We start from the raw sequence: 13,695 nt of genomic DNA on the forward strand, positions 1-13,695 counted from the left end.
TTATCTCTGCAACAAAAACTTCGTTCCCAGGTCGTACCAATGACTGCCCATCGTATGATCCGGATCGTCGGTACAATAAAACTCAACCAGCGATTCGGGGTAACCGCACTTCACATTATATTCAACCAGATCTGTATACAGCTTACAGCAGCTCCATGTGCCCACTCGCTCGTCGCGGTTGCCGATCGACATAAATATCGGTTTACCCGCCAACCGTTCGATGTACCGGTGAAGCTTGAGCGCTTCGACATCTTCGGAATCTCGGATCGGGCCGAACTCTCTCAAGATCCGCCAGTCCGTGACCGGCGCGAATGCCGCCGCCCGAACGACTCTCGGGTCGGCAGCGAGCAGCCTCAATGCCATGTACGCCCCTCTGGAAGCGCCGCATACCGCAATGTTGCCGGGCCGCGCGAAACCCAAACGGATACAGTCGTCGATAACCGCCATCGCTTCCCGTACGAACCGTTCGAACGGGTCGTCCCCGGCCAGCCAAGCATCGCGAAACCCGTCGATCCCTTCCCCGTAAGGCCCGGTGCGCTCCCCGTGACACGGGATATCGAAGGTTAGTGCATAGTGGCCGTTCGCCAGATAACCGTCGGCCGTGGCCCGGTAAGGCACTGTCCACAAATGCGTCTTCCAATCCGCTCCGATCGTAATCAGAAGCTGCGGATCTGTATGAATATGGCGGCTTTCCGGACGCCGCAGCATATAGTTCAACGTTTCCCCGCCGATTTGTACCCGATGCTCGGATAACTGTTCCTTGTTCATTTGACTCATCCTTTTCAACCTGATCTTTGCTCAACTAATGGCAGACATTGCTTTTCAGCGGAATTCGTGATAACCCCTTCGGAATGCTTTACGGAACTAAGCTGAAATATTGCGCAGATCAGCTTCTGATGCTGCGGTGAACGATGATCCGTCACCTCCCGATACGTTTAAAGCAAGTGTAGCGGAGGAGTGCCATACGCAACAACAAGCTGAACGGACATCTTTTCCCGGATGTTGTCTATATACAGGAACAGTATGCATTCGAATGTTCAGGAAGAGCCAGGCAGAAGTAGTGCGGGCGGATCCGAAACAGCCAAAAATAACCCCCTTATGTTGGGGGTTATCGGTTCTAATTGAGTTAATCATACTTTCTTCTCGTATTCTTCCATCCTCATCTGGCGTCCACCAACACCTCAATGCCGTTCTTAGGGCGTAAGGTCATCAGTGGCTCCATTTCAATTGGCGGATGTCCTGGGGCCAGCCGTAGACGGTAACGTTGGCCGATCATACATAACGCTATGACCATTTCCAGCATTGCGAAATGATTTCCGATACACCCCCGGGGGCCGCCGCCGAAAGGGATATAGGCAAATTGCGGGATGCGTTTAAGTAAATCGTTCTCAAACCGTTCGGGTCGAAAAGCTAGGGGGTCCGGAAAATATTCCGGATTTTGGTGAATGGCATACGGGCTGAATAGAACAGATTGCCCCTTCTTAACCCTGATCGGTCCAATCTCGACATCGCGAACGGCAGAACGTCCGGTAAAAAAGCTGGGAGAACGCAGCCTCATCGCCTCCCATAGTACATTTTGTGTATAGGTGAGCTGCATATACGTGGCATTCGTCGGAGGAGCTCCTTGTAGAACCCGGTCCCACTCTGCATAGAGCTGCCGCTCGACTTCCGGCTGCTGCAGAATGTAAGAGAATGCCCAGGCCAATGCGTTAGCCGAGGTCTCATGCCCAGCGATAAACATGATCATCAGCTCATCGCGCAGCTCTTGATCCGTCATCCCCTCGCCGTTCTCGTTCCGCGCCTCCATCATTACATGCAGCAGATCACCTTCCCCGGTTCCAGGATGGAGTCGGCGTTGTTTAATAATGTCGTATACCGCGCGGTCCAGTGCCTGAAGGGCGGATTTATACGCCCGGTTCTTTGGGGTGGAGATGAATAGCGGTATGGATACGAGTAAGCGCATCCGTTCGGCGCACATCCTGTTGATGAGTTCATACGGCTCCCGAATGGCGCGAGCGTGTTCATTTCCGTCCAGACTGAAGAGGGTCCGGGCAATGATCGCGAACGTGATGTTCGATATGTCGTCTGTCAGTACACGTCGTTGATTGGACCACCATGTCCGCAACTCTCTTTCGACAATTTCCGCCATTTGCCCGGCATACGTCTGGATGTGTGCTCTTGTAAAGTGCGGTTGAATCAAGCGTCTCACTCGTTTATGCTTTTCTCCTTTACTCGTCGCGACACCGTCGCCGACAAAAAGCCTCGCTTCTTGAAATGCTTTCAACTTAACAAAGTGTTCATGCTTGGTAATCAACAGCTCCTTTAACAGTGCCGGATCATAAAGAACATACATGGTTTGGGGGCCAAACCGGATCTTGGCGGCCCCGCCATAGGTTTTCTGTAATTCGGTTAAAAAGCGAAGCGGATCCTTCCGGTATTCCTTTAAATTTCCGCCAAGCAAGGAGCCTTTGGGTCCTTTCAGTTCGTGTGTCTCGATTGCAGTGCTCATACATTTTCTCCTTTCATTCCGTCTGTTCTTGTTTCATCCTAGCATCGATGAAAGATCGATGCTATTACCCTAAAGGATGTATCCGATAAGATACCCCGCTGCCTAGTGTTAGGTTATATGGAACCTAGAACTTGCCAGATGTATATAGATAAATGAACTGTTTTTGATGAGGAGGAGGAAATTTTCACAAGGCTTGATATTTGAAGTAGAGGTAATCGCAAAAAACGGAAATATCTTAAAAATTGACCAAGAAAATGATAATGACTAAAATAAACGATTCCTGCTCGACAGAAGCGATAGCTGAATACAAAAAAAGTCGGTAATCTCTTTCAAGAGTACCGACTTCTACTTTGGTTCGCCGGGCATCTCGCCTTCGGCTCCTTTAACCTGATCGACGTTTACCGTATGAATCAGGATAACGGAACGAGCTTCAAGGCGTTGCCCGAGTATATTTTGGCAAGAACGTCGTCCGGCAAATGAAGCGACCCTAGCACTTCCTGGTGAACGTTATCGAAATAGTCGCGGCCGTACAAGATGCGGTCCTGAAATTCGAGTATAAACTCTCTCGCGAATTCCGGATCGCGGCTGAACGCTCTCGCTCCCGAGCCTGCGGATATATCGCAGTACAGGTTCCGGTATTTGCGCAGCATATCGCTAACCTTGCCGCCCGGCTGTACTTTTCCTGTCGGATAAGCCACTTTGTCGTACTGGTCGTCGCCGGATAGATGGGCCCAGAAACCGGGAGCATGACCGAGGAAATACGTGTCCGGACAAGCCTTGACAGCACGCTCGAAGGCGTCGATGCCGCCACCGTACCACCAGTTCGGACGGGGATACGTCGCCCCTGTTGCGAACTCGTAGTCGATATGTACCGTAACCGGCAGCCCTTTCTCCCCGCAGAAACGGAATAGCCGGATCGCGTCCGGATTGTCGTACATCATGCGCAGCTTGATCTCGCCATACACGCGGACGCCGTACAGCCGGATCGCATGATCGAGTTTGTCGATCGCATCAGGACGGCGCGGATCGGGCGCGTAGCCTAAAATGAATTTGTCCGGATACTGCTCCGCATACTGGACGCAGCGGCGGAACGAGATCGGACCGTCCGTCAGCGATGCGTCGGGGACCTGTTTTTTGTATGTCGGGCTGTATTCGTCATCCGGGCATTCCCAGCTAAGCAACCAGGTTTTGTCGATGTTGTATTGCCTCATGTTGTCCAAATACCGTTCGATATTATATCCATACCAGTCCGGATGATTGTGGCAGTCGATAATCATGGATCGTACCTCGCTTTATTGGTGGTGGTGTTCCTTACCCAAACTTGTTTACTTTTAAAATCGATTAAACAATTTTTAAAGACAATATTGCGTTTGTCACCGTAATATCAGAGGCGGTTAGGTTTTGATGATACACCCTAACATTACCAGTAGATATTACTTCTGCCCAAACTCTTGAACTTACCCCAAGTGGCGGTGAAGCAGCTACTTGCACAGGCGCACCCAGATAAGCATTATCCATTGTTGTGTCTGTCGTGGCGATAGAGTTTGCAGAAATAGTCTTGGTATAAGATATTGATCTTCTAGCATAACCGTTTACATCTCTAAATGCAGGTGATTGCATAAAACCAACTGGAACAAAAACAGAACCAGCGGTAATACTAGCGGAAGCATGTGAAACGATTAGCTTTTTAGAGTAACTCCCATTCTCAAATACACGACCAACAACCGCAAATGTATGAGTAGACCCTTGAGTTAGTGAAACATAACTACCGACACCGACACGAGAAATCACAGATGATGTTGATGGATCTATCACATTCGTGTCTGTCGCACTTAGCGTTGCCTGACTAGCAATCGTATAGCGACTTGTGTGTGTTCTACCTGCTGCTGTTATGTATCCATCTGACGCAAAAGTACCGTTAGCATCATATAAGGCTCGAAATACATCATTTAGTGCAAACGTACCGCCCGTCACATTGGAAAGGGACGATGTATTCATCCACTCTGTGTTAAGCGCGTTAATTCGTGGCTCGTAGTCAGCATACTGCGGCATCATGGGCACACCGCCTGCGTAAGCACCAATATGCTCAATTTCAACTTGTGAATTTGCGGGGATCGAAATTGTGACGTTACCTTCTCTTGCATGTTCCGATGTAACTTCACAAGCCGCCATTTTCCAGTCGTTGCCGTAATCATACATCAACTCGCCCAACGATATCCGCTCATTAGAATTGTTAACCCATACGTTAGATTTCAATTTAGCATAATCAAAAGAACCTGCTATAGTTCTATACAGCATACAGATTTTGGCTTGTACAGATTGAGTATTGATCGGAAGAATGATATCAATTTGGGATTGTGTCGGATTGATTAGGCGAATCCCATACTTGGTAGTAAATCCAGTATGCACAGATTCGAAACGTTTCACATCATAGATTAAATCATGGCTTGCTGTGTAAGCTCCGTACATGCCAAACTTAAAATCATACTGAGGGCAGAATTTAAAGAAGTTCGTGATTAGGCTTGCCCCCGCACCAAATTCAAACCCTGTATGATTTAAGTATTCGTTATGTTGTCTGCCATTTTCGAAATGTCTGCTCGGTGTGCGAATGCCAGTAGCGGGGTCGTAAGTGCTGTAAGTATCCGCAATAAATCGTACACAAGTATCTTGAGGTCTTTTAAACAAGTGACTTGCATCAAATTTGAATCCGTCAAAACGTTTTTGCATTTCCAATTCAAATAAAGTATTAAACCATTCTGAGTAACCTCCGCCATAGTACGAACCGTGACAAGCATCATAAATCAAAGCTAAGGATGACCCTTGATCTGATGCCGGGGCAATATTAAAACCATTAAAGCTACATCCAGCACCTGTGTTTATCAATAGATAGTCGAATTTATTTGCATATCGTTTATCTACTACTGTGCCGCCACCTATTGTTAAGTTTGTAGCTTGTAACGCATTTGATGTGTTGTAGAATCCTTGTATGCATTCATGAATGGCTACACCGTCCACAACGTTCTCGTAGAAATTTCCGATGCGTTTTCCATTTGTCCAAGCTGACGTATCAAGCCCGTAAAGCGAAATACCGATATGAAATCGTTCAATAAGCAAATTCTCTAGTCGCCACTTGTACGCATTCGCACCATCGATACATTTTTGTGCGTGAACAGTCGATGTTCGTGTTACGTTTCCAAGAAGTACCAAATTTGAAATTTCAACCATAGAAATGGTTTGTGTATTCCAACCTGTACTCAACTGATAAGCCGCTGCCATTTCGTCGCGTGGCGTACTAAACATATCGATAGCTGTTGGCGGGTCAAAAAATAATGTTGAATTGTTCCCCTCAATTTTTGTATTCGTTCTAATCGGCAGTGTGTCTGTGATGTAATAAGAGCCGTGCGGTATTTCAAATGTATACTTGCTATATACTTGTGATGAAATTGCTTTGCTGATATTGGTATGGATTACATACTTGTTCATATTTAGCATGTCTTTAAATGCTTGAGTATCATCATGCCCGGATGCATAATCAAGCACCTCTGGAATCGTGAATACTAAATCGCCATGCGCTCCAAACATGAGCGGATTTAACACATTATTTTCCAATTGACGTACCCATCCATTTAACACGACACCACCATCATTTACAGATGCTTTTGTTGAGTCATAAACAAAGTGTCCGCCACCTTTGTTTAATCCGGCGTGGTACGATTTTACAAATACTCGGCTGCCGTTTTGTGGATCTGCAATAGAAAGCATATCAGCGATGCTCTCTAAATCAGGATCCACCATCAAAAAATCGGGCGGCCCTTTGCGGCCGTATACTTCCCCGCTCACCGGTCCCCCGGCCGCGAACGACGTACCAATCGTTCCTCCGATCACGCTGCCCGCGGCCAAAACTGTCCCAGCCAGACCCAGCGACGACAGCATCGCCCTTCTTGTGAGCAAGGTCGGCTTGCCGCCGGCATCCAAACCTTTATCTTCTTGTATTTCATCCATTTCTCGCCGTTCCATCAAGTGTGCCGCCTCCCGCTTCAATTGGATTTTGTATGCCGTTTTTATAAGTCGGTTTCATGCGCCTTTCACCGGCCGACCGCCGCAGCAGCGGCGTGTATACTCCGCCTCGTTCAAACCGCTTCCACGGCCTTCGGCCTCCGCAGCTACTTGTTTTTATCAGCCTCGATCGCCTTCTTGACCGCTTCCTCGGCATCCCGCAGCGCCGTATTGACGTCTTTGCCCTCGTACAAAATGCCGCGCAAGGCGTTCGTTAGATGCGCCCCGGCCACCGAGTAATATTTGCTCTGGGGAGACGGCTTCGCCATATTTTTCAGCGGGATCGCGGCGATATTGCGCCCTTTGTACAGCGGCGCGTCCTGGCCGAATACTTTCGGAATGTTATCGCTGCTCAGCGCCGGGATGAACGTCGCCGCCTTCGCCTTCTCCGTCAGAAACTCCTCGGTGGATAAAAAGTCCATCACCTGGTACGCGTCGTCCTTGTGTTTGCTGCCGACGTTCAGGAACGCGAAGACCGGATAAGGCTGTGGCCCGAAGCCGTTCATCGTCGGGTACGAGACGATATCCCAATTGAGCGGGGCCAGATCTTTCTCGACGTGCAGACCGGCAACCGGCGTCCACATCGCCGACACTTGATCCCGGAAAAACATTTTGGTCAAACTATCCATTTTTGCCTTATCCGGATTGAAGCCGGGAATTTGATAAAAGCGGGCGATGTTGTCCATGAGGCTTTTGACGTTGTCGTTCGTCAGCGACACTTGCAGCGTTTTCGGATCGACGAAGTTGAGCGACATTTGGTTGCGCCAAAAGTAATGATTCGGTGAAATCGTGAAGCCGTAATATTGGACGCCGTCTTCGTTGCGCGTCAGCTTGACCGACAAGTTGTACAGCTCGTCCCAGGTGATGCCGTCCTTCGGGTAGTCGACACCGAACTTGTCGAACAAGTTTTTGTTGTAGTAAATGACAGACGCTGCGGAGTCGAAAGGCAGCGCGTACAGCTTGCCGCCGCTCATTTGCCGGATCATCTCGAGCGCCTGAGGCTCGAAGCGGCTTAAGTCCGTCTTGTATTTTTTGACGAGCGGTTCGATATCGTATTGCATTTCGTTCAAAAAGATGCTGTTGTAGACGAGGCCGACCGAGCCGAAAATGACGTCGATCGGCTGGTTCGACGCGATCATCTTGTCGAGCGATCCGCTCGTGGTAGGAATCATTACCGGAGTAACGTGTGGGAATTTCGCCTTGATCGCTTTGCCGAACTTTTCTTCGAAGTAGCCTTCGGCGTCGAAATTGCCACCGACGTTGTAAAAGTGAAGCGTGATCGCTTCTTTTTTCTCGGGCTGGGCAGGAGCCCCCTCCTCCGTCCCTTTGCCGGTATCCGGCGTGCCCGCTCCGGAGCAGGCTGCAAGTACGAGCAGCAGTCCCGCCGCTCCGATCGCTATCGATGGTTTCAACATAATGACACCCATTTCGTTATTTGGTTTAAAAGCACTCTCAAAATGTAATCGTTTTCAGTATTGCTTTTAATTTCAGATTGAAATAGATTTCAAAAGAAGATTACAACCCTTCACGCCGATGGCTGGAAGGTCAGACCGGACACTGCGGTAATAATGAATCGAACCTGAAATAATCCGCAGCGGTTTTCCCTTAAACCCAAATAGTCCGCTTTTTTGCCTACAGAAACGTCATAACGCTCTTCTCCGTCCTTTCTCGCCATGTTTGCGCCCCCCCATCTAATGGCTTGTCCTGCGAACAACATCGGCCGGGCAGGCGCCTACGAAACGTCAGTCGATCGATAGAGCCCATCTGCTCCGCTGTGATTCTTCCCGGCGCAGATTGCCTTGATTGCTCCGACGGAGCAGCGTGCAATCGTCCGGCACGCCAACGCCCGCCCGTTGCCGGCTTGCTTTTCCGGATACGGCGACAGCTTGTTCCAGGTGGCGGTTGCCTCCATCATAAGCCGGATTTGCGCCCGGGACCATGCGCAAAGCGTTTGTTTTTTTTAGCATTTGTGCCATTACCATTAAGGATGTTCTAAATATGATAAAATGAAAAAAAGAAAAATGCATGGCCTGCTGCACAACTGAAGGGACTGTCTGCAGTCGAGTCGAACGGAGGAAGCGGATGGATATCGAGGTGATCTTTCCAAATATGACCAGCACACTGCAAATCAAGGGCTGCGGATTTTTCGTCAAGCCGCCGGGTTGGTCGTATCCGCTGCATCATCATCATTTGTTTGAAATATTATACTGCTTCAGCGGTGAAGTCGTGCAGTTTGTGGGAGTAGGCGAACGGAAGATGCGCGCGGGAGATTGGATGCTGCTGAAAGCGGGCGTGCGCCATCGGCTGGAGAACCTCGCTGATGAGCCGTATTCGTTTTTGAACATCCACTTTGATGTGGACGATCCTGACTTGCGCAGGCAGCTCAACGCCGCCGACTGCTTTCTGCTGGGTGGTGCCGATGCGGTTGCGGGCGGACTGGCGGAAATCGTTACGCGCGTTGAGCGACTGATGGCGCTGAGCCTGACGGACGGCCCTTCGTCCGACCCGTCCGACAAACTCGTAGCTCTGGATATCGCTCCGCTGCGCAAGCTTGAACTGCAAGCCGCGATTTTATTGATAGTCACTTCGTTAACTGCACAATGCGCCGCTACTCAAGCGCCCGGCGGGAAAGCCCGGCCTTCCGTCGCTTCTTTTATGGAAATCGAAACGGCTCATGCGATCGAAGAACGGCTTCGGCGGATGGTAACGGCCGATTCCGACGAATCCGTCGCCCGGATCGCCCGAGACTTGCACTTAAGCCGCAGCCGATGTTCGAAGCTGTTCACCAAAGTATACGGCGTCTCGCCTCGCCGCTACGTCAGCGAGTTGATCCTGAACCGGGCAAAACGGCTGCTGGTGACGACCAACCTTCCGATCGAGGGCATTGCCCTGGAGCTCGGCTTTCATTCGCTCAGCCACTTTTCCTGCCAGTTCCGCCGATGGACCGGCGTATCGCCCATGCAGTACCGGCCGAAGTATGAGTGAGCGCGCCTCCCGGGCCCGCTGCCGTATGCAGCGTTTGCCGGTGCGACTTCAAGATACGATAAAAAGAAATGATCGTGGAAATTTCCTGTAAAATCGAAAAAGTCCTCAAGTTATTCTAAATTAATTAGATGACAAGAACTTGAGGACATGTGAATATGAAGAGAATACCGATTGGCTTGCGGCGGAAAAAAGTTCGATACCTATGTTCATAGAGTCTCAGAAAGATTGAATCGTGTCCTTGCACCATTTCCACTTCCGCATACAGACTGTTGACGTCTTGCTCTCTTGTCGTGATACAATGTGGATTAACTTGTACCTCATACGGAATCGCACAAGGAGGGAACCTGTTGATGAATTCGGAAAATCGCTCCGTTCCTGTAGCCTGGGGTCAGCTCAACATTAAAGTCCGTTTCGGCCCGCTGCTGTTCGATATTTTGCTCGACAACAACATTTATCCGATGACGATTGTCCGCAACAAAAAGCACAATCACGCGGCGATCGAGCTGCAATTCATCGATTCCGGCATCGGTACACTCGTCTTGGAAGACCGCGAGCAGCATCTTGAAACCGGTTCCATCCATATCATCGGCCAACATATCTTCCATTCGTTCGAGCCGGACCCGGTGTTGCCCGGAGAGCGTTCTACGTTTCGCTTCACGTTTCAGGACGTTCTGTCCGCGGACCCCGGCTTTCCGAAGGAGGAAGCCGAACAGATCAAGGCGGCGTTGTCCCGGCTCACTTATTGTCAGCTGACCGATCCGATCCGGAATCGAACCATGTTTCGCCTATTGGCGGAGGCGCGGACAGAAATGGAAAATCCCGCGGTAGGCTCCTACACGAAAGTGCTCAGCTTGTTCGCCCAGATGATCGTCGAGCTGGTAAGAGGCATTCAGACGGAACACCCGGCGGACCGGGCGTATGCGATACCGTGCAAAGACAAGTACGATCAATGGTCGTATTTAATTGATTCGTTTTTCTCCAACTGTCACAAAGATTTGACGCTGGAGATGCTGGCCGATACGCTGAACTTGAGCACGAAGCAGACGCACCGACTGCTCAAAAAACATTTCAATACGTCGTTTAAACATAAACTGATGCATACACGGGTGGAAGTAGCCAAGGATTTGCTGCGAACGAGCAGCCTGTCGATCGAACGGATCGCCGGCGATGTCGGCTATTCCTCGACTCAATATTTCTGCCACCTGTTTCAACAAAAAACCGGTATGACCCCCTCGGAATACCGCTACATGGAACGAAGCGGTCATGCTGCTGCTTCGATCAACAACTGATATTGCCTTGGACGATGGTTCGCCGCCTGTATCTCGAGAGATGCCGGATTACCGGCGCAATGACAAAGGAGCCAGCCCCTTCTTCCGAGGGCTTGGCTCCTTTTCATCGATAGCTACTGATGGAACAACCGTTGATTTCTGCGCCAATCCGAGGGCGAGTGCCCTTCCAGCTTTTTGAACCAGGCGGAGAACGAATGCAGCTGCGTGAAGCCGATCGACTCGGCGATCGCCTGCATATCTTTCTCCGTCGAGCTGAGCTGCCATTTGGCCTCCGTCAGTCGGCACTGCTGCTGGAACTGCTTGGGCGACATGCCGTACACTTTGTAGAACCGCTTGCGGAATCCTTCCTCGGAAAGTCCGGCCATCCCGGCCATGTCGGCGATCGAAAGGCCGCTGTGCAGATGCTCCCGGATATGGTCCGCAATATGTGCGATCGATACGGCCTGCCGGTCAGCCTGGGAATGCTCGGTGATGAACAGCAGCAGCACGGTCAGCCAGGCCAGCCGGTTCCGCTCCGGCTCCTTCAGGGGCGATGCCATGACACGCAGCCATTGTCTGAACAAGATCTCGAACTGCTCCTGATTGAACTGCGAGAATGTAATGACGGACGGAGCTTCACCCCGGATCAGCCGGCCGAACAGCTGCCTCGTCTCCTCCGGCAATCCGTCGGCCAAGATCACGCCGAACCGGATCGGCGTGACGGCTTGAAACGAATGGGATACGTTCGACGGAATCAGCACCGTCTGCCCGGCGCTTACCGGTATCGTTTCGTTTCCGTATTGAAACGTGCCGGCGCCGTCCAGGATGTTCGTAATCTCCAGACTGGCATGCCGAAAAAAGTCCGGATCGCCCCACTCTTTCCCGTGTGTGCCAATAAAGCTTCGGATGTGCAGCTGTTCCGCCAACGTTTTTCCCTCCAACGGATTCCTTTGCTCTTTATGGTAGCATATCCGGCCGTTCGCCTAAAGTTCAATTCCAAAAAAATCGCGTCAGCCGCTGAATCCGCAAAGCTTCCCGGGCTTACCCATCCGTTCGCGCCGCCTTCGCCGACCGTCAAGCAGATTGAAACGGAGAGCTGCCGGTCCAACCGTCCGCTCTATTACGATCTCCTAAAAAACTTCGGAACCCGTTTAATCCCTTCCGTCCCGAGAAAACTGCTTGCTGATGCGACCAGGACGTTTGCGAATATAAATTTAACTACATAAAATATCCCGGAGCCTACGAGTATATCCAACATGACGAATTTTTTCAGCGTAGAGCCTCTAATTACGTATACTACGATTTCATTCTTTCTGTCCCTTCTCAGTCAGCACCACACCTTGCTTTTTTATTTGAGAATATGATAGGAAAACTTGGTTTTATTCGGAACGTTTTTCGTTCAAGGGTGGATTTACGCGAAAAAGCCTGAATCGGGTCGATTCGAGGCTCCTTCTTCATTCCTAATTATTTGAGGGTACCGGCTTGGTTATGTAACACCTTGGCAAAATCGGAAGTACGGTTTAATCGATGGTCTCAACATACTGTTCCATAGCCCGGGCGAAATCGTGACCAAACCGTCTGCTGTTATCCGCAGTAATCGGAGCCGCATCGGTGCTTCCGAAATAAGGGAATTCAAAGCTGCATGCAAGCCGGGCGCCGGATCTCTCGAAAAAGCTGGCACAGGTTGCCGGATTAGGCTGATTCCAGTCTTCTCCCATACTCAGATTATCGATGGATTTATGTCGAATCGCATCCGCTTCGCTGCGGGCTCCGCTAATTTTCTCCAGTTTCCCGCTCAGGTTGTTTACCTCCTCTTTCAACGGACTATGGCGATTGACGAAAAAAGGGACGTCATTCCGATCCCCCCATTTGAACGGACCATGGAAATCGATCGCGATCTCTGGCTGAACTCCTTTGGCATAGTTCATCAGCGCTGCGGTCGAGCGGTAAATCGGGGTATCCGTATAGTCGCGGTTATGATCGTGCGGCAAGCGAGACTTGCCTTGATCTCCGTTCTCCACCCCATCGATATCGATGAATGGAATAAAATGAACCAGATAACGTTCCAGGACGGGGGAAGATTCGGCTGTTAGAAGAGCTTCGATCAAGCCTTCAAGCACATACAACGGAGTCGATTCGCAGGCATGATGTCTGGCTGTGAAGAACATATGGCGATTCGTCATACGATTGCCCAACGTTAGCAATGGAACAGGCTTCAACAGCTCGGATTCGGTCAACAACTCCCGTTTCACGTTCCGATGCCCGCCAATGCGCGCGTAATATCGTTCGAAATGGTGCAGCTGGTAAGGAATACAGAAACAGAAGTAGACCCTCTCGCCGGCATGCCGGAACGTGTAACTAAATTCGTTCCTGGACAAAAGCGAAGCCGCTCCAAGCCATCGCCAATGAACCCCGTCCTCGCTGACGGCAGGCCCCCATGGTCCGATCACTTCCCCATCGGCAAATGCAAACGTTACCGTCTTCGGATTTGCGGCCAGAGCAGCAAAATTCCAGTAAAACCACCAGCCGAACGTGTCTCTCATTTCCTGCTTCAGTACGACGCGCTTTTCTTCAACAGACAAAACCTGAATATTTCCACCTGCATGCCGGTTATCGATCCGGATGGACGGTATATGTGGCGAATCCATTAAGGGCTCCCCCTTTTCATTACATCTAACGTTCAGTCTACACTTAAGAAAAGTCTATCTCTGCATCCCCTGGATCGTCAACGCTAAATCCGCTGCCCCCCCCTTTTTCCGACCGAACTGTACATTTTGATACCCCGACATGCCCTATTTATTTGGACTTCATAGCCGAATAACTGCCCTTGCACTTGAGAGCATATAGAAAAACCGTCCAGACTTGCCGGACGGCTGA

The 13,695-nt window shown here is 50.3% G+C and carries 11 protein-coding genes; 2 read left to right on the forward strand and 9 right to left on the reverse strand.

The features are described 5' to 3' along the window. The 7 genes from AC3Y2E_RS09860 to AC3Y2E_RS09890 all read right to left on the reverse strand — a co-directional run bounded on the left by AC3Y2E_RS09860 (position 1) and on the right by AC3Y2E_RS09890 (position 8,532). Positions 1 to 768 carry an alpha/beta hydrolase family protein gene (locus tag AC3Y2E_RS09860; RefSeq protein ID WP_379209619.1) on the reverse strand — a complete coding sequence of 256 codons (768 nt, stop codon included), beginning with the start codon at positions 766 to 768 and terminating at the stop codon, positions 1 to 3. A gap of 391 nt (positions 769 to 1,159) precedes the next feature. Continuing rightward, on the reverse strand, positions 1,160 to 2,509 hold the full coding sequence (locus AC3Y2E_RS09865; RefSeq protein WP_379209621.1) for a cytochrome P450: 1,350 nt from the start codon (positions 2,507 to 2,509) through the stop codon (positions 1,160 to 1,162). Positions 2,510 to 2,919: 410 nt separating this feature from the next. After that, complete coding sequence (locus AC3Y2E_RS09870; protein WP_379209623.1) at positions 2,920 to 3,786, reverse strand: amidohydrolase family protein; 867 nt, start codon at positions 3,784 to 3,786, stop codon at positions 2,920 to 2,922. Positions 3,787 to 3,850: 64 nt separating this feature from the next. Next, a complete protein-coding gene (locus tag AC3Y2E_RS09875; RefSeq protein ID WP_489957214.1) occupies positions 3,851 to 6,526 on the reverse strand; it encodes a hypothetical protein in 2,676 nt (891 codons plus the stop codon). A gap of 146 nt (positions 6,527 to 6,672) precedes the next feature. Then, the gene (locus AC3Y2E_RS09880; RefSeq protein ID WP_379209627.1) at positions 6,673 to 7,980 is read right to left on the reverse strand and encodes an extracellular solute-binding protein; all 1,308 of its coding nucleotides are present in this window, start codon (positions 7,978 to 7,980) and stop codon (positions 6,673 to 6,675) included. 110 nt (positions 7,981 to 8,090) lie between these two features. Next, positions 8,091 to 8,240: a hypothetical protein gene (locus AC3Y2E_RS09885; RefSeq protein ID WP_379209629.1), complete on the reverse strand. Its 150-nt coding sequence runs from the start codon at positions 8,238 to 8,240 to the stop codon at positions 8,091 to 8,093. A 67-nt stretch (positions 8,241 to 8,307) separates the two neighbouring features. Further along, positions 8,308 to 8,532, reverse strand: a complete 225-nt coding sequence (locus AC3Y2E_RS09890; RefSeq protein ID WP_379209631.1) for a hypothetical protein — start codon at positions 8,530 to 8,532, stop codon at positions 8,308 to 8,310. A gap of 115 nt (positions 8,533 to 8,647) precedes the next feature. Between AC3Y2E_RS09890 and AC3Y2E_RS09895 the strand changes: the two genes are divergently transcribed. Both AC3Y2E_RS09895 and AC3Y2E_RS09900 read left to right on the forward strand, forming a co-directional pair. Continuing rightward, on the forward strand, positions 8,648 to 9,550 hold the full coding sequence (locus AC3Y2E_RS09895) for an AraC family transcriptional regulator (protein WP_379209633.1): 903 nt from the start codon (positions 8,648 to 8,650) through the stop codon (positions 9,548 to 9,550). A 350-nt stretch (positions 9,551 to 9,900) separates the two neighbouring features. Further along, on the forward strand, positions 9,901 to 10,839 hold the full coding sequence (locus AC3Y2E_RS09900; protein ID WP_379209635.1) for an AraC family transcriptional regulator: 939 nt from the start codon (positions 9,901 to 9,903) through the stop codon (positions 10,837 to 10,839). Positions 10,840 to 10,952: 113 nt separating this feature from the next. Here the strand turns inward: AC3Y2E_RS09900 and AC3Y2E_RS09905 are convergent, their stop codons facing one another. Together AC3Y2E_RS09905 and AC3Y2E_RS09910 are read right to left on the reverse strand one after the other, a co-directional pair. After that, positions 10,953 to 11,744, reverse strand: a complete 792-nt coding sequence (locus tag AC3Y2E_RS09905; protein ID WP_379209637.1) for a helix-turn-helix domain-containing protein — start codon at positions 11,742 to 11,744, stop codon at positions 10,953 to 10,955. A gap of 594 nt (positions 11,745 to 12,338) precedes the next feature. After that, entirely contained in the window at positions 12,339 to 13,466 is a 1,128-nt protein-coding gene (locus AC3Y2E_RS09910) for a hypothetical protein (protein WP_379209639.1), read from the reverse strand. Between the last annotated feature and the right edge of the window lie 229 nt (positions 13,467 to 13,695).

The sequence above is a fragment of the Paenibacillus sp. MAH-35 genome, from assembly GCF_058135425.1.

Bases quoted from the DNA above. Each gene is read 5' to 3' on its own strand.
- AC3Y2E_RS09860 (WP_379209619.1), bottom strand. From the start codon at position 768: ATGAACAAGGAACAGTTATCCGAGCATCGGGTACAAATCGGCGGGGAA.
- AC3Y2E_RS09870 (WP_379209623.1), bottom strand. From the start codon at position 3,786: ATGATTATCGACTGCCACAATCATCCGGACTGGTATGGATATAATATC.
- AC3Y2E_RS09865 (WP_379209621.1), bottom strand. From the start codon at position 2,509: ATGAGCACTGCAATCGAGACACACGAACTGAAAGGACCCAAAGGCTCC.
- AC3Y2E_RS09910 (WP_379209639.1), bottom strand. From the start codon at position 13,466: ATGGATTCGCCACATATACCGTCCATCCGGATCGATAACCGGCATGCA.
- AC3Y2E_RS09885 (WP_379209629.1), bottom strand. From the start codon at position 8,240: ATGGCGAGAAAGGACGGAGAAGAGCGTTATGACGTTTCTGTAGGCAAA.
- AC3Y2E_RS09900 (WP_379209635.1), top strand. From the start codon at position 9,901: ATGAATTCGGAAAATCGCTCCGTTCCTGTAGCCTGGGGTCAGCTCAAC.
- AC3Y2E_RS09890 (WP_379209631.1), bottom strand. From the start codon at position 8,532: ATGCTAAAAAAAACAAACGCTTTGCGCATGGTCCCGGGCGCAAATCCG.
- AC3Y2E_RS09880 (WP_379209627.1), bottom strand. From the start codon at position 7,980: ATGTTGAAACCATCGATAGCGATCGGAGCGGCGGGACTGCTGCTCGTA.
- AC3Y2E_RS09895 (WP_379209633.1), top strand. From the start codon at position 8,648: ATGGATATCGAGGTGATCTTTCCAAATATGACCAGCACACTGCAAATC.
- AC3Y2E_RS09875 (WP_489957214.1), bottom strand. From the start codon at position 6,526: ATGGAACGGCGAGAAATGGATGAAATACAAGAAGATAAAGGTTTGGAT.